The organism is Streptomyces sp. NPDC029956 (genome assembly GCF_055574655.1).
Genome location: NZ_JBVHZJ010000004.1, coordinates 148,028 through 168,735 on the forward strand (window position 1 = coordinate 148,028; position 20,708 = coordinate 168,735).

Consider the following 20,708-nt stretch of genomic DNA (forward strand, 5'->3'; position numbering starts at 1 on the left):
TTCCGTCTCAGCGCTTCTCGATCACCACGGACTCGATGACCACGTCCTGCAGCGGTCGCTCGGTGTGCGGGTCGGTCGCGGTGGCCGCGATCGCGTCCACGACCTTCCGGCTCTCCTTGTCGGCCACCTCGCCGAAGATGGTGTGCTTGCGGTTCAGCCAGGTCGCGGGGGCGACGGTGACGAAGAACTGCGAGCCGTTGGTGCCCGGGCCGGCGTTGGCCATGGCCAGCAGGTAGGGGCGGTCGAAGAAGAGCTCCGGGTGGAACTCGTCGGCGAACTCGTAGCCGGGGCCGCCTGTGCCGTTACCCAGCGGGTCGCCGGCCTGGATCATGAAGCCCTTGATGACCCGGTGGAAGACCGTGCCGTCGTACAGCGGGTCCGAGGAGACCGTGCCGGTCGCGGGGTGCGTCCACTCGCGCTCACCGCCGGCGAGCTCGACGAAGTTCCTGACCGTCTTAGGGGCGTGGAACGGCATCAGCCGCACCTCGATGTCACCCAGGCTGGTCTTGAGGATCGCGTACAGCTGCTCGGCCACGGTCGCCTTCCGTCCACGTCATGTCGCGTCATGTCACGTCTGTCTCTGGCGTGTCCGATCCTCGCATGCCCCGGATGCCCACCCCACATGCCGGACCTTGCTTTGGGGGGCATGATTCCGAAAAGGATGGAAAGGTGAAAAACCGACATCGTCGCCACCGAGTGAGGAGGAATCCCGTGACCCGCATGGACAGCGTGCGCGCCGCGTCAGATTCGGCGAAGGAGAGCGTCCTGCACGCCGCGGAAGTGGTGGCGCCGTACGCCGGCACGGCCAAGGACCAGGCCGCGCACTACGCCCACGAGGCGCGTGCGGTGATCGCGCCGAAGGTCTCGAAGGCCGCTCAACAGGCCCGGGCGCAGGCTCGCGCGCAGTACGACTCGTACGTCGCACCGCATGTACCGCCGCGGGTCGACGCGGCCGCACAGCGTGCGGCGGTCAAGACCCGCTCGGCCTGCCGTCAGGCGGCCGACTACACCGTTCCGCGTGTCGAGAACGCGGTCGCCGCGACCGGTCCCGTCCTTGAGGAGGCCGGGTCGCGTTCCACTGCCGCCTGGGCCGCGCTGCGCGGTCAGGTGACACCGAGGGAAATCCAGAAGATCGTGAAGAAGCACGAGCGTCGGGCACGGGCCGGACGCGTCGCCAAGGGCCTGTTGGTCTTGGGCGTTCTCGTCGGCGGCGCGTTCGCCGCCTGGAAGTGGTGGGACAAGCAGGCCAATCCCGACTGGCTGGTCGAGCCGCCCGCTGCCACCGAGGTGGAGGAGGGTGCCGTACTGACGACCTACGACGAGGGTGGGGATGTCCTCGACCCGGAGGTGGAGGCCAAGGAGTCCGAGGCCGAAGCCGCGGCCGCAGCCGAAGAGGCCGCCGATCGCGACGAGCGCCGCTGACCGACCGGGGTACCGCTGGGTGCTGCCGAGGTCCTGTCGGGTTCCACCAGGGCCCTGTCGATGTCCGCCGGGGTCCTGGTTCCTGCGGGGTCCTGCCGAGTTCCGTCCACAGAGGTCCTGCGGGGCCCTGCTGCTGACGGGGTCCTGCGGGGCCCTGCTGCCGCCGAGGTCCTGCGGGGTCCTGCTGCCGCCGGGGTCCTGCCGCGATCCGGTTCGGTTCCGCGGAGGTCCTGCCGGCACGTGCCGGGTTCTGCCGGGTGGTACGAACAGAAGTCGTACGAAGAGGTGCGCATCCGAGGACGGACAGGACTACGGGTACAGCTACGGCTACGGGTGCGGGGAGTGCGCATCGTCGTCTCCCCGCGCCCTACGCCGCGGCGGCGAGCGCCAGCTCCGTCAGCGCGGCCGGCTCGTCGCTCTCGGCCGCGGCGGTCACGCCGGCAGCGGAGCGGTTCCGGGTCGCGGGAGAGGAACCGTGGGCCTCGGCGGCGATGCGCTGCTTGATCGTGGGCGGCAGGGAGCGGTCCCCGACGAGCGGCCAACGGTGGGCCCTCTGCGCCGGTACGGAGGCGAGCGCGGCCCGCTTCTCCGCGGCGAGGGGTGCGGCCGTGGTGGGGCCGACCGGCTCCTCCGGCTGCTGGACGGCGGGCTGCTGGGTCGCGGCGGCGGTGCCCGCCAGGCCGACGGAGGCGAGCAGGGCGAAGAGGACGGAGATGAAGGCGGTCCAGAACTGCTTGACCTTGGCGGTGGCCATGGCCCCTCACTTTCGTGACGTTCTCGAATGGTTCATTTCGGTTTGCGCGCTTTACGTACTTTCCTCATGATGTGGATGCGGTCCCGATTTCCACGGAACGTCGCCGCCGTCGCGCAGTTCTTCCGATGAACACCACCCGTCCGGAGCAGCGGCCCCTCCGGGTCGGCCTCTCCGACGTGGTCAGGGCGGCCTCCTTCGTCACCGACGGACGCACGAAGCCGGTGAGCGTGACCTCCGGGACCGACGAGACGGAGGCGCTCACGAACGGGTCCGCCACCCACGTCTGCCTGCGCATCGGCTCGGTCGGGTCGCACATCTTCACGTCCGAGACGGAGTCCGAGAACCTGGAGTACGCGGCGAAGGTCCAGATCGGGCGCGTCAACGAGGTCGCGGCGGGCAAGAACCCCGACCGCTGGCCCCGGACCTCTCCGGCACCAGGACGCGAAACACCCCCTGTGACCTGCGTTTCCGCAGTTCACAGGGGGTGCTTTCCGTGGAGCCTAGGGGAGTCGAACCCCTGACATCTGCCATGCAAAGACAGCGCTCTACCAACTGAGCTAAGGCCCCGGAACGAGAACAGCGTACCGGGTCACCCCCCATGTCCGGCAAAAGGATTGGGACTCCCGGTCGGCGACCACTCTCCGTAAGATGCTGATCGAGGTTCGCAGTGGCGAACCGAGGGATGGGGAGAAGAAATGGACGCAGCGCAGCAGGAAGCCACGGCGCGAGCCAGAGAGCTTCAGCGCAGTTGGTACGGAGAGCCGCTGGGGGCGCTCTTCCGTCGGCTGATCGACGATCTCGGACTCAATCAGGCCAGGCTCGCGGCCGTGCTGGGATTGTCCGCGCCCATGCTGTCCCAGCTGATGAGCGGCCAGCGGGCCAAGATCGGAAACCCGGCCGTCGTCCAGCGCGTCCAGGCGCTCCAGGAACTCGCCGTGCAGGTTGCCGACGGCACCGTCAGCGCCGCCGAGGCCACCGACCGGATGGACGAGGTCAAGAAGTCGCAGGGCGGCTCCGTCCTCACCAGCACCGGTCAGCCGGCGACCGGGTCGGGCGCTCCGACCGTCCGCCGGGTGGTCCGCGAGATCCAGTCGCTGCTGCGCTCCGTAGCCGCGGCGGGCGACATCATCGATGCCGCCGACTCCCTCGCCCCGGCGCACCCGGAACTGGCAGAGTTCCTCCGGGTGTACGGCGCGGGGCGCACCGCGGACGCGGTCGCGCACTACGAGTCGCACCAGAACTGACGCGGTCGGCAGCCGGCCGGCATCGCCCACAGACGAGGCAACGGGGAGCGGACACAGCACGATGGGTGAGGTATTCGCTGGGCGGTACGAGCTGGTCGATCCGATCGGACGGGGCGGGGCGGGCGCCGTGTGGCGCGCCTGGGACCACCGGCGCCGCCGCTACGTGGCGGCCAAGGTGCTCCTGCAGAGCGACGCGCACACGCTGCTCCGCTTCGTCCGAGAGCAGGCGCTGCGGATCGACCATCCGCACGTGCTCGCCCCGGCCAGCTGGGCCGCCGACGACGACAAGGTCCTGTTCACCATGGACCTGGTCGCCGGCGGCTCTCTGGCGCACGTCATCGGCGACTACGGCCCGCTGCCGCCCCGGTTCGTCTGCATCCTGCTCGACCAGCTGCTCTCGGGCCTGGCCACGGTGCACGCCGAGGGGGTCGTGCACCGCGACATCAAGCCCGCGAACATCCTGATGGACGTCACCGGAACCGGACGGCCGCATCTGCGGCTGTCCGACTTCGGCATCTCCATGCGCAAGGGTGAGCCCCGGCTCACCGAGACCAACTACGTGGTGGGCACGCCCGGATACTTCGCGCCCGAGCAGCTCCTCGGTGCCGAACCCGACTTCACCGCCGACCTCTTCGCCGTCGGCCTGGTGGCCCTCTATCTGCTCCACGGCCGCAAGCCGGACTCGCAGGCCCTGGTCGAGCATTTCCTCACGCATGGCACTCCCGGCGCCCCCGAGGGCGTCCCGGAGCCGCTGTGGCAGGTGCTCGCCGGTCTGCTGCAGCCCGATCCGCAGGCCCGCTTCCGGACGGCCACGGGCGCGCGCAAGGCCCTGACCGCCGCCGTCGACATGCTGCCCGAGCCGCGCCCCGACGAGGATCCGGTCGAGATCTTCGACCAACTCGGCCCGCTGCCGCCCGGCTTCGGCCCCCAGGGCCCGACGGGCCCCGCCGACACCACCGCCGCCCCCATCGCCCCCACCGGCCCGGTCGGCGACGCGTCCACGGCCGCCCAGGGCGCCCCCGCGAGTGCTTCCGCGTCCGCCCCGTCCGCCGCACCCGAAGCCGTCCCGACGCCCGCCGCCACGCCCGTACCGCCCCAGCAGCAGCCCCCACAGCCGCCCTACCGGCCCCAGCACCCGGTCACCCCGGCCACGACCCCGCTCGCCGCCCCGGTCACGGCCCCCGCGCCGCTGCCCGGGCCCTCCGAGACGGGCAGCTTCCATCTGCCCCCGCCGGTCGGCCACCCGACCCCCTCCTTCGACCGGGCACCGACCTCGGCGGTGCCGTACGGACAAGCCCCTACTCATCCATACACCGCTCGACCCGTTCAGGTTCCCGCGCAGCACGCGGCCACCGCGGGGACCCCGGCGGCGCCCCCCGTCCCTGCCCCGGTACGCCGACCGGGACCGCCCCCGAAGGTGGCGATCCCGGTCCTGCTGCTCGCACTGGTCTGCTTCGCGGTCGGCTTCTGGGCCCTCGCCCAGACCTGAGCCGCCCCACGGGTCGGAGAAGCCCCGCCCGAGCCCCGCACGGCCGCCCTACGCCGCCCGCCTCCGCGCCACCAGCGTCCACCCGCCGAGGCCGAGCAGCAGGACCGTCCCGCTGCCGATCCCGGCCGCCGCGACGACCCGCATGGAGTCGCTCCCCGAGGCCGCCTGCGCCCCCGAGGTGCCCTTCTCCGCCGCCTTCCTGTCGTCGGCTGTCACGCTGAACCGCCCGGGGTCCCCGTCGTACCCGGGACCGGGCTTCGCGTTGCCCCGGAGCGAGATCCGCAGGGTCAGCGGCACCGTCCTGTCCCCGTACTCCTTGGCCATCTCGGGGTTGAGCGTGGCCGACAGGTAGTACCAGCCGGCGAAGCGCATCCCGCTGGTGGCCTCGTCGTACGAGGTGCGGTTCTCGTGGGCCACGGGCCGCAGCGCGTCGAGCGCGAGCGTCGAGGGCTTGCCGCTGTAGCTGACGGTGTTCTCGTCGACGTGGCCGAGCGCGGGGTTCTCCAGGGAGAGGACCAGGGCGTGGCCGATGTACTCGTCACTGGTGGCGCTGCTGCCGAGTTCGGCGGTGGCGAAGAGCTGCTGTCCCCAGTCGACGGGCACCCGGTAGAAGAGCGTCTGGCCGGGCCGGACGTCGGTCCGCCACTCGCCCTGTGTCAGCGAGGTGGCGTCGTGCACGCCGGAGCCGCCCTGGCGCGGCTGCGGGTCTCCCGCCGGCGGCCCGGGCGTGCCGGAGGCCCAGACCTCGGGGAGCTCGGTCGGTCCGGTCTTCTTCAGCACGGGCTCGGACGCGTAGCGGATCTCCAGTTCCCAGTCGTCCGTGCTCGCCTTCGACTCGCGCTCGACGAGGACGTAGAAGGCGCCGGCGCGCTGGCAGCTGGAGCTGTCGGGGTCGACGATGCGGCGGGCGTAGGCGGCGAGCGGGCGGGTGTACTCGCCGGAGGAGAAGTTCGCCTGCTGGTATCCGCATTCGGTGCCGGAGCCGTCCTGCATGCTCACCTTGAAGCCGTCGCCGTACTCGGCCTTGCCTCCGGCCTTGGGGACGGCCACGACGGAGACGTACGCGTTCTGCCGGTCGAGGTCGACCCGGTAGTAGACCTTGCCGTTCCTCTTGAGCGTGTCGCGGTAGGTCTGCCCGGTCTTCAGCTGCACGGCGTCCGAGCTCGAGGCGGCGCCCTGGACGCGCCGGGCCGAGCTGTCGAAGGTGTAGGGCGGGATCGCGCCCCCGGCGGCCGCGGCCGCCGTCTGCCCGGGGAGCGCCACGATCGCTCCCACTGCCGCGGTCGCCGTGATCAGGGCCCCCGCCCTCCGGCCGAGGCCGGCCTGCGTCTTCACGCGCTGCTCCTCTTCACTTAAGCAAGTCAGAAAATTGCTCAGGCAAAGCGAAGCCCCGGCCCGCTCTCGCGCGGCCGGGGCTTCACCCACAGACGGTTTTCGTCTCAGACACCGGAACCTGCGGGCACGGAGTCGGTCGCCTCCGTCCACAGATCCTGCTCGGCGCGATCCGCCTGGATCTGGCGGTACACGAGGAGCCCGCCGATGGCGGCCAGTGCGACCAGGAGAAGCTTCTTCACCGCGCGACCTCGTCTTTCGTTGACGTAGGAGACTTCTGACGCCCACTCTACACATCGACCGATACCGATCGGTGACCTGTACGAGGTTCAAACCTTTCAGAGCCCCCGGACAAACAAATCGACCCGGACGGAGGAACCGTCCGGGTCGATCGATACTGTGGGGCTAACAGGATTTGAACCTGTGGCCTCATCCTTATCAGGGATGCGCTCTAACCAACTGAGCTATAGCCCCGCCGCGCTCTGCGGTGTGTGTCCCGCGCGCTGACTCCTGAACATTAGCGCACAGGGGGGCCAGTCCCAAAATCGGTAACCGACCAGCCCCCTCGCAGGTCACTCGCCCGTCACTCGTCCTCGGCGAGCGTGAGCTCCACGCCACCGACGAAGCCGGCCGACAGGTTGTAGATGAACGCGCCCAGCGTCGCCAGCGCGGTCATCAGGACCACGTCGATCACGGCGATCACCGAGGTGAACATCAGCACCCGCGGCAGCGACAGGAACGACTGCAGGTCGAAGCCGTTGGACTCGTTCGAGCCCGTGGCCTCGCTGATCGTGCCGCCGACGGTCGAGAAGACGCCCATGGCGTCCATGACCATCCACAGCACCGCCGCGGCGACGATCGTGCAGATGCCCAGCGCGATGGAGAGCAGGAAGCTCACCTTCATCACCGACCACGGGTCGGCCTTGGCCACCCGCAGCCGCGCCTTGCGCGTACGGGGCGTCGTGCGGGCCCCCGTACGCGGCCGGCGCACTGCACCGGCCGTGCCGCCCGCCGTACCGCCCGACGCCGGAGCGCCGTACGCCTGCGGCGGGTGGTAGGGCGCCCCCGGCTGCTGCGCACCCGTGCGCTCGCCGGGCAGCGGCCCGTTGTAGGTCTCGTACGAGGGCTGCTGCCCCCGAGTGTCCGTCACCGCAACCCCCTGGGAGTCCGTGGCGGGGCCACGGGCGCCGTTCGCTCCAGCACCAGCAGAAGCTCCGGCAGCCGCCGATCCGGCGCCCGTGGCTCCACTCACGCTCTTACTCCTCGTGCTCCCCGGCCGAGGGCTCCGTGCCCTCGACTGCCTCGGTCTCGACCACGACGGTCTCGACCACCGCTGCCTCGGACGCCTCCACGGCACCCTCGGCGTCGACTGCCTCGTCGATGTCGTCGTCCTCGCTGCCGGCCTCGGCGTTGCGTGCGATGCCGACGACGGCATCACGCTTACCCAGGTTGATCAGCTGGACGCCCATGGTGTCACGGCCGGTCTCCCTGACTTCGTTGACTCGCGTACGAATCACACCGCCGGACAGCGTGATGGCGAGGATCTCATCCGTCTCCTCGACCACCAGCGCGCCCACGAGCGAGCCGCGGTCCTCCACGATCTTGGCGGCCTTGATGCCGAGGCCGCCACGGCCCTGGACGCGGTACTCGTCGACGGGGGTGCGCTTCGCGTACCCGCCGTCGGTCGCGGTGAAGACGAACGTACCGGGCCGGACGACATTCATCGAGAGCAGCTCGTCGTCAGCTCGGAAACTCATCCCCTTGACGCCCGAGGTGGCACGTCCCATCGGACGCAGCGCGTCGTCGGTGGCGGTGAAGCGGATCGACTGCGCCTTCTTGCTGATGAGCAGCAGATCGTCCTCGGCCGAGACCAGCTCGGCCCCGATCAGCTCGTCGTCGCTGCCGTCCTCCGTCTCCCGGAGGTTGATCGCGATGACACCACCGGAACGCGGCGAATCGTAGTCCTTCAGCGCGGTCTTCTTGACCAGACCGGCCTTGGTGGCGAGCACCAGGTACGGCGCGGCCTCGTAGTCGCGGATCGCCAGGATCTGGGCGATCTGCTCGTCCGGCTGGAAGGCCAGCAGGTTGGCCACGTGCTGGCCGCGGGCGTCCCGGCCGGCGTCGGGCAGCTCGTACGCCTTGACGCGGTAGACCCGGCCCTTGTTGGTGAAGAAGAGCAGCCAGTGGTGGGTGGTGGAGACGAAGAAGTGGTCGACGATGTCGTCCTGCTTCAGCTTCGTGCCCCGCACGCCCTTGCCGCCGCGCTTCTGCGAGCGGTAGTCCTCGGTCTTCGTCCGCTTCACGTAGCCACCGCGCGAGATGGTGACGACGATGTCCTCCTCGGCGATCAGGTCCTCGATGGACATGTCACCGTCGAAGGGCACGAGCTTGGACCGACGGTCGTCGCCGAACTTCTCGACGAGCGCGGCCAGTTCCTCGCTGACGATCCCGCGCTGGCGCTCGGGCGAGGCCAGGATCGCGTTGTACTCGTTGATCTTCGCCTGGAGTTCGTCGTGCTCGGCGACGATCTTCTGGCGCTCAAGGGCGGCGAGCCGGCGGAGCTGCATCTCCAGGATCGCGTTGGCCTGGATCTCGTCGATCTGGAGGAGGTCCATCAGGCCCCCGCGCGCGATCTCGACCGTGTCGCTGCGCCGGATGAGCGCGATGACCTCGTCGATCGCGTCGAGCGCCTTGAGCAGACCGCGCAGGATGTGGGCGCGCTCCTCGGCCTTGCGCAGCCGGAACTTCGTCCGGCGGACGATGACCTCGATCTGGTGCGTCACCCAGTGGCGGATGAACGCGTCGAGCGAGAGGGTGCGCGGCACGCCGTCGACGAGCGCCAGCATGTTCGCGCCGAAGTTCGTCTGCAGATCGGTGTGCTTGTAGAGGTTGTTGAGGACGACCTTGGCGACGGCGTCGCGCTTGAGCACGATGACGAGGCGCTGGCCGGTCCGGGACGAGGTCTCGTCGCGGACGTCGGCGATGCCGCCGACCTTGCCGTCCTTGACCAGGTCGGCGATCTTCTGCGCGAGGTTGTCCGGGTTGGTCTGGTACGGAAGTTCCGTGACCACCAGGCACTGGCGGTTCTGGATCTCCTCGACCTCGACGACCGCGCGCATCGTGATCGAGCCACGGCCGGTGCGGTACGCCTCCTCGATGCCCTTGCGGCCGACGACGAGCGCGCCGGTGGGGAAGTCCGGGCCCTTGATCCGCTCGATCAGCGCGTCGAGGAGTTCCTCGTGGCTGGCGTCGGGGTGCTCGAGCGCCCACTGCGCACCGGCCGCGACCTCGCGGAGGTTGTGCGGCGGGATGTTGGTGGCCATACCGACGGCGATGCCGGCGCTGCCGTTGATCAGCAGGTTCGGGAAGCGCGACGGCAGGACCGTCGGCTCCTGGTTGCGGCCGTCGTAGTTGTCCTGGAAGTCGACGGTCTCCTCGTCGATGTCCCGGAGCATCTCCATCGACAGCGTCATGAGCTTGCACTCGGTGTAACGCATGGCGGCGGCCGGGTCGTTGCCGGGGGAGCCGAAGTTGCCGTTGGAGTCGACGAGCGGCATGCGCATCGACCAGGGCTGGGCGAGGCGGACGAGCGCGTCGTAGATCGAGGAGTCGCCGTGCGGGTGGTACGTACCCATGACGTCACCGACGACGCGGGCGCACTTGTAGAAGCCCTTCTCGGGCCGGTAGCCGCCGTCGTACATCGCGTACAGCACGCGACGGTGGACGGGCTTGAGGCCGTCCCGTACGTCGGGCAGCGCGCGGGACACGATGACGGACATCGCGTAGTCGAGGTACGAGCGCTGCATCTCGGTCTCGAGCCCGACGGGCTCGATCCGCAGCACGGGCTCTTCTTCGGTGGTCCCGGTCGGGGTGGTTTCGTCGGCCATTGCTGGTCGTCAGTCCTTTCGTACGGTCAGCTGAGACCGACTCAGATGTCGAGGAAGCGAACGTCCTTGGCGTTGCGCTGGATGAACGAGCGGCGTGCCTCGACGTCCTCGCCCATCAGCACCGAGAACAGGTCGTCGGCCTGCGCGGCGTCGTCCAGGGTGACCTGGCCGAGTACGCGGTGCTCGACGTCCATGGTGGTGACGCGCAGCTCCTCGGCGTTCATCTCGCCGAGACCCTTGAAGCGCTGGATCGAGTCTTCCTTGATCCGCTTGCCGCTCTGCTTGCCCAGCTCGACGAGCGCGTCCCGCTCCCGGTCCGAGTACGCGTACTCGAAGTCGTCCCGGCCCCACTTGATCTTGTAGAGCGGCGGGCGGGAGAGGTAGACGTGCCCGGCCTCGACCAGCGGCCGCATGAAGCGGAAGAGGAAGGTCAGCAGCAGGGTGTTGATGTGCTGGCCGTCGACGTCGGCGTCCGCCATCAGGATGATCTTGTGATAGCGGAGCTTCTCGATGTCGAAGTCCTCGTGCACACCGGTGCCGAAGGCCGAGATGAGCGCCTGGACCTCGGTGTTCTGCAGGATCTTGTCGATCCGGGCCTTCTCGACGTTCAGGATCTTGCCGCGGATCGGCAGGATGGCCTGGTACATCGGGTTGCGGCCGGACTTGGCCGAGCCGCCGGCGGAGTCACCCTCGACGATGAAGATCTCGCACTTGGCCGGGTCGTTCGACTGGCAGTCGGACAGCTTGCCCGGCAGCGACGCCGACTCCAGCAGGCCCTTGCGACGGGTCAGGTCGCGCGCCTTGCGCGCGGCCACGCGCGCGGTGGCGGCCTGGATCGACTTGCGGATGATGTCCGCGGCCTCGATCGGGTTGCGGTCGAGCCAGTCGTTGAGGTGCTCGTAGACCGCCCTCTGGACGAAGGTCTTGACCTCCGTGTTGCCCAGCTTGGTCTTGGTCTGGCCCTCGAACTGCGGCTCGCTCAGCTTGACCGAGATGATCGCGGTCAGACCCTCGCGGATGTCGTCGCCCGTGAGGTTGTCGTCCTTCTCGCGGAGCAGCTTCTTGTCGCGCGCGTACTTGTTGATCAGCGAGGTCAGCGCAGCGCGGAAGCCCTCCTCGTGCGTGCCGCCCTCGTGGGTGTGGATGATGTTGGCGAAGGAGTACACGCCCTCGCTGTAGCCGCTGTTCCACTGCATCGCGACCTCGAGGGACAGGGCCTTGTCCTTGTCCTCCGCCTCGAGGTCGATGACGGTGGGGTGGACCAGCTCGCCCTTGCGCGAGTTGAGGTACTTCACGAAGTCGACGATGCCGCCCTCGTAGTGGTACTTCACCGTGCGCGCGGCTGGCTCGGCGGCGGCCTCGGCGTCCGGGTCGTCGGCGCCGACCGTGGCCTTGGCGGACTCGCGCTCGTCGGTGAGCGTGATCGTCAGGCCCTTGTTGAGGAAGGCCATCTCCTGGAAGCGGCGCGAGAGCGTCTCGAAGGAGTACTCGGTCGTCTCGAAGATGTCCGGGTCGGCCCAGAACGTGACCGAGGTGCCGGTCTCGTCGGTCGCCTCGTGCTGTGCGAGGGGCGCGGTCGGGGCGCCCATCTTGTAGTCCTGCGTCCAGCGGTGGCCGTCCGTCTTGATCTCGACGGAGATCTTGGTGGACAGGGCGTTCACCACGGACACACCGACGCCGTGCAGACCGCCGGAGACGGCGTAGCCGCCGCCGCCGAACTTTCCGCCCGCGTGGAGCACGGTGAGCACGACCTCGACGGCGGGCTTGCCCTCGGAGGCCACGATGCCCACCGGGATGCCTCGGCCGTTGTCGACGACGCGCACGGCGCCGTCGGCCAGGATCGTCACGTCGATGGTGTCGGCGTGGCCGGCCAGGGCTTCGTCGACCGAGTTGTCGACGACCTCCTGCACCATGTGGTGCAGACCGCGCTCGCCGGTCGAGCCGATGTACATGCCAGGGCGCTTGCGCACGGCATCCAGGCCTTCGAGGACCTGGATGTTGCTGGCGGTGTACTGGTTGTTCTCGTTGGGGTCGCCGGAATCGGCCACGAAGCGCCCTTTCTGGCACAGCACAGGCCGTTCTCCGGGCATACGGGAGCGGCTGCGTCGTTCGACTTGTTCCGCAGGGTGGCGGGATTGTCTCCCAGTCTACCGGTAGCGCCGACAGTCATGGGGGTTTGCCGGTGCCTGAGTCCGCATGTGCCGCCCTGAGCGGGAGCCAAACGACTCCCCATATCCGGACAGGGGCTTCAGAGCCCTCTGACGGCCACCCAGCGCTTCGACCCGTAGCGCGTTGTGGGGATGCCCGGCGCCCTCGTCGTGGGCATGCGTCGCACCGGGGCGGCGGGGGTCCCCGGACGGGGTCGGGAGAAGGGTGGGCACCGCGTCGGCCGCGCGGCGCCCTCTGCCGGAACCGGGCGCCGAGCGCGCGCTCCCCACGGCCGGGGAACCCGGCACTGCCGAGCGCCCGCTCCCCACGGCCGCGGAACCCGGCGCTCCAGGTCCTGTCGTCGTGGGGCAGGCGGGAGTTCGACGACAGGGTCTAGCCGTACGTGTCTCCGGGGCCGACGCTGCCGGGCGCCCTGAGGGGCCCGTACCCGCGCCGCGGCGCCCCCGGCCCCAGCACCTTGATCATGCGCACGGTGCCGTGACCGAGGTCCTCGTTGAGCCGCGCCACCAGCGTCGGCGCGAGCAGCCGCAGCTGCGTGGCCCACGCAGTGGAGTCGCACTGCACGGTCAGCACCCGTGCGTCGGGCTCGTCGTCGAACTTCACCGGTACACAGTGCTTGGCCAGGTCCTCGCCGACGATCTGCGGCCAGCGGCCCATGACCCCGCCGACCGCCGCGGGCGTCTCCCAGCCCCGCTCGGTGATCAGCCGGTTGATCGCGGCGCCGAGCGCCATCGGGTCGCGCCCGTCGGCGCGCGCGCCGGAGCGCAGGCCGCCACCGCGCCGGGCCTGCTTCTTCTGCTGGGCGGCGGCACCCTTGGCCTTCGCCTGTTCCTTGGCGGCGCGCAGCGCGACCCGTGCGAGATCCACGCCGGAGGGTTCGGGAACGGACGGCGTCGCGGGAGTATCCACAGGCTGGGGAAGGTTTTCCTCGCTCATACGCGTTCCACCGTCCCTCCGGCCACCCGGTACCGCGTCCCCGCGAGGACCGCCGGTACGTCGTCGTCCACGGCGGCCGTCACCAGGACCTGCTCGCCGCCCGCCACGAGCTCGGCGAGCCGCTCACGCCGCCGCGCGTCCAGCTCGGCGAAGACGTCGTCGAGGACGAGGACGGGCTCGTTGCCCTCGGACCGCAGCAGGTCGTACGAGGCGAGCCGCAGCGCCAGCGCGTACGACCAGGACTCGCCGTGGCTGGCGTACCCCTTCGCCGGCAGTTCGCCGAGCTTGAGGAGCAGCTCGTCGCGGTGGGGTCCGACGAGGGTGACGCCCCGCTCGATCTCCTGCTTGCGCACCTCGGCCAGCGCGGCGATCAGCTGCTCGTACAGCTCCTCGCGGGTGTGCCCGGTGCCCGGCGCGGAGGGCCGGTACTCCAGCAGAATCGGTCCGCCGCCGGGCGCGAGCTGTTCGTACGCCTTGTCCGTGAGCGGCTGCAGTACGGCGATCAGGTCGAGCCGCTGGGCGAGCAGCTCGGCCCCGGCCCGTGCCAGGTGCTGGTCCCAGACGTCGAGGGTGGACAGGTCCATGCCGCGGCCGCCGTGGCGGCGGGCCATCGCAGCGGACTTCAGGAGCGTGTTGCGCTGCTTGAGCACGCGCTCGTAGTCGGAGCGCACGCCCGCCATGCGCGGCGTGCGCGCCGTGATCAGCTCGTCGAGGAAACGCCGGCGCTCGCCGGGGTCGCCCTTCACCAGGGCGAGGTCCTCGGGTGCGAACAGCACCGTCCGTACGATTCCGAGCACGTCACGCGGCCTGACCTGCGAGGACCTGTTGATACGGGCACGGTTGGCCCGGCCCGGGTTGAGCTCGAGCTCGATCAGCTGGGAGCGCTCGCCCTGGGTGACGGCGGCGCGGACGACCGCGCGTTCCGCGCCCATCCGGACGAGCGGGGCGTCGGAGGCGACGCGATGGCTGGAGAGGGTCGCGAGATAGCCGACGGCCTCGACCAGATTGGTCTTGCCCTGGCCGTTCGCGCCCACGAAAGCGGTGACGCCCGGGTCGAGCGGGACCTCGACCCGGGCGTAGGAGCGGAAGTCGGCCAGCGACAGATGCGTGACGTGCATGGTTGGGCGCCGACCTTCTTCCCCCGGCGGCTGTGCACCGCGGGGTGCACAGCCTGTGGATTACTTCTTCGTCTCGACCGCGTGGCCACCGAACTGGTTGCGCAGCGCGGCGATCATCTTCATCTGCGGGGAGTCGTCCTGGCGGGAGGCGAACCGCGCGAACAGCGAGGCGGTGATCGCCGGCAGCGGCACGGCGTTGTCGATGGCGGCCTCGACCGTCCACCGGCCCTCGCCGGAGTCCGACGCGTAGCCGCGCAGCTTGTCCAGGTGCTCGTCCTCGTCCAGCGCGTTGACCGCGAGGTCGAGGAGCCAGGAGCGGATGACCGTGCCCTCCTGCCAGGAGCGGAAGACCTCGCGCACGTCGGTGACGGAGTCGACCTTCTCCAGGAGCTCCCAGCCCTCGGCGTAGGCCTGCATCATCGCGTACTCGATGCCGTTGTGGACCATCTTCGCGAAGTGGCCGGCGCCGACCTTGCCGGCGTGCACGGAGCCGAACTCGCCCTCGGGCTTGAGCGCGTCGAAGATCGGCTGGACCCTCGCGACGTCCTCGGCGGAGCCGCCGTACATCAGCGCGTAGCCGTTCTCCAGGCCCCAGACGCCACCGGAGACGCCGCAGTCGACGAAGCCGATGCCCTTGGCAGCCAGCTCCTCGGCGTGCTTCTCGTCGTCGGTCCAGCGGGAGTTGCCGCCGTCGACGACGATGTCGCCGGGGGAGAGCAGTTCGGCCAGCTCGTCGATGGTGGACTGGGTCGCGGCACCGGCCGGAACCATGACCCACACGACGCGGGGCCCCTTGAGCTTGCCCACAAGCTCCTCGAGGCTGTGGACATCGGCGAGGTCCGGATTGCGGTCGTATCCGATGACGGTGTGGCCTGCGCGGCGGATGCGCTCACGCATGTTGCCGCCCATCTTGCCGAGACCGACGAGACCGAGCTCCATCAGAGATTCCTTTAGCGTCGTGTGCGGTTTACCCGGATCCGAGCCTACGCCCGGACCCGGGTGCACACCTGTGGGGTCAGCCGCTCAGGCGATGCCCCGAAAAGACCGGCGTCGGCCGGCTCAGCCGCTGAGGCGCACCGGCATGATCAGGTACTTGTACGCCTCGTCCGCCTCGGCGTCCACGGCCGGCTTGCCGCTCAGCAGCGCCGGCTTGGTGGAGGTCGTGAAGGAGAGCTGGGCGACCGGGGAGTCGATCGCGCTCAGGCCGTCCAGCAGGAAGGTCGGGTTGAAGGCGATCGAGATGTCGTCGCCCTCGAGCTGCGCGTCGACGCGCTCCACAGCCTGTGCGTCGTCGCTGGAACCGGCCTCCAGGATCAGCACGCCCTGCTCGAAGCTCAGCCGGACCGGAGTGTTGCGCTCGGCCACCAGGGCCACGCGCTTGACGGCCTCGACGAACGGCGCGGTCTCGATGACCGCGACCGAGTTGAACTCGGTGGGGAAGAGCGTCCGGTACTTCGGCAGGTCGCCCTCGAGGAGACGGGTGGTGGTGCGGCGGCCCGCGCCCTCGAAGCCGATGAGGCCCTCGCCCTTGCCGGAGCCCGAGAGCGCCAGGGTGACCGTGTCGCCGCTCGTGAGCGCCTTGGCGGTGTCCAGGAGGGTCTTCGCGGGCACCAGGGCGACCGCGGAGGCGTCCGGGGACTCCGGCTTCCACAGGAACTCGCGGACCGCGAAGCGGTAGCGGTCGGTGGAGGCCAGGGTGACCGTGTCGCCCTCGATCTCGATGCGCACACCGGTGAGCACGGGCAGCGTGTCGTCACGGCCGGCGGCGATGGCCACCTGCGCGGCGGCGGAGGCGAAGACCTCACCGGGGACGGTGCCGGTCGCGGTGGGCATCTCCGGCAGCGCCGGGTACTCCTCCACAGGCAGGGTGTGGAGGGTGAAGCGGGAAGAGCCGCAGACCACGGTCGCCCGTACACCGTCTGTGGAAATCTCCACCGGCCGGTTGGGGAGAGCGCGGCAGATGTCGGCGAGAAGTCGGCCGGAGACCAGGACGGTGCCGTCCTCCTCGACCTCCGCCTCGACGGAGACACGGGCCGAGACCTCGTAGTCGAAGCTCGAGAAGCTCAGCGCGCCGTCCTCGGCCTTCAGCAGAAGGCCCGCGAGCACCGGAGCCGGCGGACGGGCCGGGAGGCTGCGGGCCACCCAGGCCACCGCCTCGGCAAGTACGTCGCGCTCCACCCGGATCTTCACCGGAACCGCCTCCTGCTTGTTGCTGGCTCTTCGTCGACTGCGGGAACCAGTCTGACGTACGCCGCCGACACTCGGTGCTGCTCGGGGTCAAGTCGCGACAAGAGCGCGCCGGAGCTCCGGCGCCGAGTTGTGCACAGGTCCCACTTCGAAGCGGATTCCTAGCTAACTCTATGTGGGAGTAGTAGTAGGGCCTGTGGAAACGGTGGATAACGTCGTTTTCGCAGGTCAGGCCCAGTTTTTTGTCCACCGCGCCTGTGGGTGGAGCCGGTGGACAACTGGGGTTCTCTGTGGACACCCGAAAGTTCTGCACACCCGGTACACAGGCCATGGGGAGTTCTCCCCAGCGCTGTCCCCAGCTTTACCCACGTTCCCCACAGCCCAACCGTCCTCCTTGGTGTGACGGCTTTCACTCGACGCGGTGAGAGGGGGTGATTCGTTGCCGAACAGTGGACAGGGGTGTGGAGAAGCTGTGGGCAACGGACCCCTCCCTGTGGGCAGCCGGTGGACAACCTTCGGGAGCTCCTGTGGACGAAAGCTCTGTCCACAGCCTGTGGAGATCTTTTACCAACAATTCCACAAGGGTCTGACCTGGGGTGATGATCTGTCAGCAGTCCGGCCTGTGGACACAATCCGGATAACTCGACAGTCCCCACCCTGTGGACGGGAGATCATCCCGCAATCTGTGGAGAACCCGCCACCGGAACGGAGTAATCGAACAGCCCGTCCCCCGGAAGGGGTCCCGGCGGGCGGTCGCGAGCGCTCCGGGAGGGCTCCGCGAGGGCTCTTGGAGCGCTCTTCGGCGTCTCCCGGCGCGCTCGCGACGGCTTTCCCAGGGTCCTGGGGACAGGCTTACGACGGCTCCAGGAGAACTCCGGGCGAGCCGGAAGACCTCGTCGGGACCGCGCGAAGGCCTGCCCGTCACCGTGCCCGGGGTCACCTCAGGGGTGCCTCAGGGGCGTCAGAGCCGCCTCACGGCCGCCTCAGGACGGCCTCGGAGCCGCGTCAGGGCCGGTGCTCAGAGTCGCCTCAGTGCCGACTCAGGGAGTCCCGGGGGTGCCGGGGAATGCGGGGAATGCCGAAGGGCGCCCCGGGAGGTGTCCCGGGGCGCCCTTCGGAGGTCGGCAGCAGCCGCCCGTCAGCCGTTCTTGATGCGGTTGGTGAGCTCGGTGACCTGGTTGTAGATGGAGCGCCGCTCCGCCATCAGCGCGCGGATCTTCCGGTCCGCGTGCATCACCGTCGTATGGTCACGACCGCCGAACTGCGCGCCGATCTTCGGCAGCGACAGGTCCGTGAGCTCGCGGCACAGGTACATGGCGATCTGCCGGGCCGTCACCAGGACGCGGCTGCGCGAGGATCCGCAGAGGTCCTCCACCGTCAGACCGAAGTAGTCGGCGGTGGCCGCCATGATGGCCGGCGCCGTGATCTCCGGCGACGAGTCCTCGCCGCCCGGGATCAGGTCCTTGAGGACGATCTCGGTGAGCCCGAGGTCCACCGGCTGCCGGTTGAGGCTCGCGAAGGCCGTCACCCGGATCAGCGCGCCCTCCAGCTCACGGATGTTCCGCGAGATCCGGGAGGCGATGAACTCCAGTACCTCCGGCGGGGCGTTCAGCTGGTCCTGCACCGCCTTCTTGCGGAGGATCGCGATACGCGTCTCCAGCTCGGGCGGCTGCACATCGGTGGTGAGGCCCCACTCGAAGCGATTGCGGAGCCGGTCCTCCAGGGTCACCAGCTGCCGGGGCGGCCGGTCCGAGGAGAGCACGATCTGCTTGTTGGCGTTGTGGAGGGTGTTGAAGGTGTGGAAGAACTCCTCCTGCGTCGACTCCTTGCTCGCGAGGAACTGGATGTCGTCGACGAGCAGGATGTCCACATCGCGGTAGCGCTTGCGGAAGGCGTCGCCCTTGCCGTCGCGGATCGAGTTGATGAACTCGTTCGTGAACTCCTCGGAACTCACGTACCGCACGCGCGTCCCCGGGTAGAGGCTCCGCGCGTAGTGTCCGATCGCGTGCAGCAGGTGCGTCTTGCCGAGGCCCGACTCCCCGTAGATGAAGAGCGGGTTGTACGCCTTCGCCGGCGCCTCGGCCACCGCGACCGCCGCCGCGTGCGCGAAGCGGTTCGAGGAACCGATGACGAAGGTGTCGAAGAGGTACTTGGGGTTCAGCCGGGCGTGCTGCTCACCGGGCGCGCCGGAGCCCTGCGCGGAGGAGGAACCGTGGCCGCCGCCCGGGCCGCCGCCCCCCGGACCGCCGGGCCTGGGACCGGGTCGGGCGCCGTGGTTCTGCGGGTCGGGCAGCTCGGCGCGCTCGGGCCGCTGCTGCTCGTAGCCGCGGGGCGGTTCGTCGTACCGCGACGGCCGGGACTGCTCGGGGCCGGTCGGGCCGGTGTACGGAGCCCGCTCCTGGTAGCCGCCCAGCCGCGGCTGCTGCCAGGAGAGGTCCTCCTGGGTGCGCGGCCAGGCGCCGGGGTCGGGGCGCTGCTGCGAGTAGTCCGGGTAGGCCGGGCGGGCGGTGGGCAGCCCGTCGTCGGGCATCGGCCGGTGGCCGTAGCCGCCGTCGTACTTCTCGTAGGGCTCGTGCTGCTGGCGCTCGTCGTAGCGGGGCTGCTGCGACTGCTGGAGCGGGGGCGCCGGCGGGGTCGGCTCGCCGACGGAGTCGTCGACGGTGATCGCGATCCGGATCGGGCGACCGCACTCACGGCTGAGGGTCTCGCTGATCAGCGGGGCGAGCCGGCCCTCGAGGACGCGCTTGCCCCACTCGTTGGGTACGGCGAGGAGCGCCGTGTCGGCGACCAGGGCGAGGGGCTGGCAGCGTTCGATCCACTGCTTGTCCTTGGGCTCGATCCCCTGCTGGCCCTCCGAGAGGAGATGCTCGAGGACGCGTGGCCACACTGCGGCAAGATCAGCAGGTACGTCAGCCACGGGGCACGCTTTCTCGCAGGTCCCACGATGGTGTGGTTCTCGGGGGACGGTGGGTCGATGTCCGTGAGGACGGACCCGTGAGGACAGGTAAGGACAGAACGGAAAAGAATGTGGAGTCCAACCACGGTAGTCGCGGCGGCTGACGTGGTTCAAGTTGTTGTCCACAGCCTGTGCACAATGGGAGGTGGCGACAGGTCGGTTTGACCGGATGGCGTAGCCGCGCGTACCGTAACCAGGTCGAGTTGTCGATGGCTGCTGCCGCCTGCCTCCGATGGGCAAAGATCACGGTCTGTGATCGTGAAGCGGTGCACTCGGGCGTATTGCGAGCTACTCGTGGGCGCACGGTGACAGCCAGGCGATGTCCCGCCATCTACGAATCATTTCTGGAGCCCCCGAGTGAGCAAGCGCACCTTCCAGCCGAACAACCGTCGTCGCGCCAAGACCCACGGCTTCCGCCTGCGGATGCGTACGCGTGCCGGTCGAGCCATCCTTGCGAACCGCCGTTCCAAGGGTCGCTCTGAGCTGTCCGCCTGATCCGCTTAAACAGGTCATGACGTGCTGCCTACCGAGAATCGGCTGAGGCGGCGCGAGGACTTCGCAACCGCGGTACGCCGAGGTCGCCGGGCTGGTCGCCCGCTCCTCGTCGTCCACCTACGCAGCGGTGCAACGAACCCGCACGCGCCTGGGGAGAGCGCTCCCCCGGCACGTGCGGGTTTCGTCGTGAGCAAGGCAGTGGGTGGTGCGGTCGTACGCAACCAAGTGAAGCGTCGTCTGCGCCACCTCGTCCGCGACCGGCTCACCGAGCTGCCCCCCGGTAGCCTGGTGGTCGTACGGGCGTTGCCCGGAGCCGGCGACGCCGAACACGCACAGCTGTCCCGAGACCTGGACGCCGCTCTTCAGCGGCTGCTGGGAGGGGGCGCGCGATGAAGTACCCGCTGCTGGCTCTCATCAAGCTGTACCAGTGGACGATCAGCCCGCTTCTCGGGCCCGTCTGCCGGTACTACCCGTCGTGTTCCCACTACGGATTCACGGCCATCGACCGGCATGGCGCGATCAAGGGCACAGCCCTGACCGCCTGGCGCATCCTGCGGTGCAACCCGTGGTCGCCCGGCGGCGTGGATCATGTCCCCCCGCGTAAGCGCCCCCGCTGGCACGAAATGCTGAGGAACGCGCTGCGCGGCGACAAGGGCGGGTCCACCGCCGAGACGAGCCCGGCCGCAGAGACCTCGCCCAATGCTCAAGGAGCCTGATTA

At 69.6% G+C, this 20,708-nt stretch carries 19 protein-coding genes and 2 tRNA genes; 7 read left to right on the forward strand and 14 right to left on the reverse strand.

The window, feature by feature from the left end; all coding sequences use genetic code 11:
• Positions 1–7: 7 nt before the first annotated feature.
• Positions 8–535, reverse strand: a complete 528-nt coding sequence (locus ACZ4XX_RS04520; protein ID WP_187621946.1) for a peptidylprolyl isomerase — start codon at positions 533–535, stop codon at positions 8–10.
• A 176-nt stretch (positions 536–711) separates the two neighbouring features.
• Here ACZ4XX_RS04520 and ACZ4XX_RS04525 point away from each other — a divergent pair, with 176 nt between their 5' ends.
• The gene (locus ACZ4XX_RS04525) at positions 712–1,422 is read left to right on the forward strand and encodes a DUF5324 family protein (RefSeq protein WP_468506497.1); all 711 of its coding nucleotides are present in this window, start codon (positions 712–714) and stop codon (positions 1,420–1,422) included.
• 367 nt (positions 1,423–1,789) lie between these two features.
• Here ACZ4XX_RS04525 and ACZ4XX_RS04530 read toward each other — a convergent pair whose 3' ends face one another.
• Positions 1,790–2,176, reverse strand: coding sequence for a DUF6344 domain-containing protein (locus tag ACZ4XX_RS04530; RefSeq protein ID WP_468506498.1), 387 nt, complete (start codon positions 2,174–2,176; stop codon positions 1,790–1,792).
• A 125-nt stretch (positions 2,177–2,301) separates the two neighbouring features.
• Between ACZ4XX_RS04530 and ACZ4XX_RS04535 the strand changes: the two genes are divergently transcribed.
• Positions 2,302–2,697: a hypothetical protein gene (locus ACZ4XX_RS04535; protein ID WP_468506499.1), complete on the forward strand. Its 396-nt coding sequence runs from the start codon at positions 2,302–2,304 to the stop codon at positions 2,695–2,697.
• On the opposite strand, the gene ACZ4XX_RS04540 is transcribed toward ACZ4XX_RS04535, so the two are convergent.
• Positions 2,671–2,743: transfer RNA gene (locus ACZ4XX_RS04540), tRNA-Ala, on the reverse strand. The genes ACZ4XX_RS04535 and ACZ4XX_RS04540 overlap by 27 nt on opposite strands.
• Before the next feature lie 128 nt (positions 2,744–2,871).
• Between ACZ4XX_RS04540 and ACZ4XX_RS04545 the strand changes: the two genes are divergently transcribed.
• Positions 2,872–3,420, forward strand: a complete 549-nt coding sequence (locus ACZ4XX_RS04545; RefSeq protein WP_055601717.1) for a helix-turn-helix domain-containing protein — start codon at positions 2,872–2,874, stop codon at positions 3,418–3,420.
• A gap of 61 nt (positions 3,421–3,481) precedes the next feature.
• Complete coding sequence (locus ACZ4XX_RS04550; protein WP_468506500.1) at positions 3,482–4,909, forward strand: serine/threonine-protein kinase; 1,428 nt, start codon at positions 3,482–3,484, stop codon at positions 4,907–4,909.
• Between the two features lie 48 nt (positions 4,910–4,957).
• Here the strand turns inward: ACZ4XX_RS04550 and ACZ4XX_RS04555 are convergent, their stop codons facing one another.
• The 11 genes from ACZ4XX_RS04555 to dnaA all read right to left on the reverse strand — a co-directional run bounded on the left by ACZ4XX_RS04555 (position 4,958) and on the right by dnaA (position 19,455).
• Positions 4,958–6,244 (reverse strand): hypothetical protein, encoded by a 1,287-nt coding sequence (locus ACZ4XX_RS04555; protein WP_468506501.1) that lies wholly within the window; start codon positions 6,242–6,244, stop codon positions 4,958–4,960.
• Positions 6,245–6,348: 104 nt separating this feature from the next.
• Positions 6,349–6,483 carry a DLW-39 family protein gene (locus ACZ4XX_RS04560; protein ID WP_003958712.1) on the reverse strand — a complete coding sequence of 45 codons (135 nt, stop codon included), beginning with the start codon at positions 6,481–6,483 and terminating at the stop codon, positions 6,349–6,351.
• A gap of 158 nt (positions 6,484–6,641) precedes the next feature.
• Positions 6,642–6,715, reverse strand: a tRNA-Ile gene (locus ACZ4XX_RS04565).
• A gap of 109 nt (positions 6,716–6,824) precedes the next feature.
• Entirely contained in the window at positions 6,825–7,391 is a 567-nt protein-coding gene (locus tag ACZ4XX_RS04570; protein ID WP_468506502.1) for a DUF3566 domain-containing protein, read from the reverse strand.
• 106 nt (positions 7,392–7,497) lie between these two features.
• Entirely contained in the window at positions 7,498–10,128 is a 2,631-nt protein-coding gene (gyrA, locus tag ACZ4XX_RS04575; RefSeq protein WP_468506503.1) for a DNA gyrase subunit A, read from the reverse strand.
• A gap of 41 nt (positions 10,129–10,169) precedes the next feature.
• Positions 10,170–12,200 (reverse strand): DNA topoisomerase (ATP-hydrolyzing) subunit B, encoded by a 2,031-nt coding sequence (gene gyrB, locus ACZ4XX_RS04580; protein ID WP_468506504.1) that lies wholly within the window; start codon positions 12,198–12,200, stop codon positions 10,170–10,172.
• Positions 12,201–12,669: 469 nt separating this feature from the next.
• Positions 12,670–13,233 carry a DciA family protein gene (locus tag ACZ4XX_RS04585; RefSeq protein ID WP_468506505.1) on the reverse strand — a complete coding sequence of 188 codons (564 nt, stop codon included), beginning with the start codon at positions 13,231–13,233 and terminating at the stop codon, positions 12,670–12,672.
• Positions 13,230–14,351, reverse strand: coding sequence for a DNA replication/repair protein RecF (gene recF, locus ACZ4XX_RS04590; RefSeq protein WP_468506506.1), 1,122 nt, complete (start codon positions 14,349–14,351; stop codon positions 13,230–13,232). The genes ACZ4XX_RS04585 and recF overlap by 4 nt, the downstream gene beginning before the upstream one ends.
• A 60-nt stretch (positions 14,352–14,411) precedes the next feature.
• Positions 14,412–15,290 carry a phosphogluconate dehydrogenase (NAD(+)-dependent, decarboxylating) gene (gene gnd / locus ACZ4XX_RS04595; RefSeq protein WP_055601060.1) on the reverse strand — a complete coding sequence of 293 codons (879 nt, stop codon included), beginning with the start codon at positions 15,288–15,290 and terminating at the stop codon, positions 14,412–14,414.
• 120 nt (positions 15,291–15,410) lie between these two features.
• Positions 15,411–16,541 carry a DNA polymerase III subunit beta gene (gene dnaN / locus ACZ4XX_RS04600; protein ID WP_030205035.1) on the reverse strand — a complete coding sequence of 377 codons (1,131 nt, stop codon included), beginning with the start codon at positions 16,539–16,541 and terminating at the stop codon, positions 15,411–15,413.
• Positions 16,542–17,676: 1,135 nt separating this feature from the next.
• On the reverse strand, positions 17,677–19,455 hold the full coding sequence (gene dnaA, locus ACZ4XX_RS04605; RefSeq protein WP_468506507.1) for a chromosomal replication initiator protein DnaA: 1,779 nt from the start codon (positions 19,453–19,455) through the stop codon (positions 17,677–17,679).
• A 396-nt stretch (positions 19,456–19,851) separates the two neighbouring features.
• Here dnaA and rpmH point away from each other — a divergent pair, with 396 nt between their 5' ends.
• The 3 genes from rpmH to yidD are packed head-to-tail and all read left to right on the forward strand — an operon-like array spanning position 19,852 to position 20,705.
• On the forward strand, positions 19,852–19,989 hold the full coding sequence (rpmH, locus tag ACZ4XX_RS04610; protein ID WP_030205020.1) for a 50S ribosomal protein L34: 138 nt from the start codon (positions 19,852–19,854) through the stop codon (positions 19,987–19,989).
• Between the two features lie 21 nt (positions 19,990–20,010).
• A complete protein-coding gene (rnpA, locus tag ACZ4XX_RS04615; protein ID WP_073908709.1) occupies positions 20,011–20,382 on the forward strand; it encodes a ribonuclease P protein component in 372 nt (123 codons plus the stop codon).
• Positions 20,379–20,705: a membrane protein insertion efficiency factor YidD gene (yidD, locus tag ACZ4XX_RS04620; protein ID WP_015034858.1), complete on the forward strand. Its 327-nt coding sequence runs from the start codon at positions 20,379–20,381 to the stop codon at positions 20,703–20,705. Before rnpA ends, yidD begins: the two co-directional genes overlap by 4 nt.
• Positions 20,706–20,708: the final 3 nt, after the last annotated feature.

What these genes read in the sequence shown, in the direction of transcription:
- ACZ4XX_RS04530 (WP_468506498.1), bottom strand. Translation starts at nt 2,176, where the DNA reads ATGGCCACCGCCAAGGTCAAGCAGTTCTGGACCGCCTTCATCTCCGTC.
- ACZ4XX_RS04535 (WP_468506499.1), top strand. Translation starts at nt 2,302, where the DNA reads ATGAACACCACCCGTCCGGAGCAGCGGCCCCTCCGGGTCGGCCTCTCC.
- ACZ4XX_RS04545 (WP_055601717.1), top strand. Translation starts at nt 2,872, where the DNA reads ATGGACGCAGCGCAGCAGGAAGCCACGGCGCGAGCCAGAGAGCTTCAG.
- ACZ4XX_RS04550 (WP_468506500.1), top strand. Translation starts at nt 3,482, where the DNA reads ATGGGTGAGGTATTCGCTGGGCGGTACGAGCTGGTCGATCCGATCGGA.
- gyrA (WP_468506503.1), bottom strand. Translation starts at nt 10,128, where the DNA reads ATGGCCGACGAAACCACCCCGACCGGGACCACCGAAGAAGAGCCCGTG.
- ACZ4XX_RS04585 (WP_468506505.1), bottom strand. Translation starts at nt 13,233, where the DNA reads ATGAGCGAGGAAAACCTTCCCCAGCCTGTGGATACTCCCGCGACGCCG.
- recF (WP_468506506.1), bottom strand. Translation starts at nt 14,351, where the DNA reads ATGCACGTCACGCATCTGTCGCTGGCCGACTTCCGCTCCTACGCCCGG.
- gnd (WP_055601060.1), bottom strand. Translation starts at nt 15,290, where the DNA reads ATGGAGCTCGGTCTCGTCGGTCTCGGCAAGATGGGCGGCAACATGCGT.
- yidD (WP_015034858.1), top strand. Translation starts at nt 20,379, where the DNA reads ATGAAGTACCCGCTGCTGGCTCTCATCAAGCTGTACCAGTGGACGATC.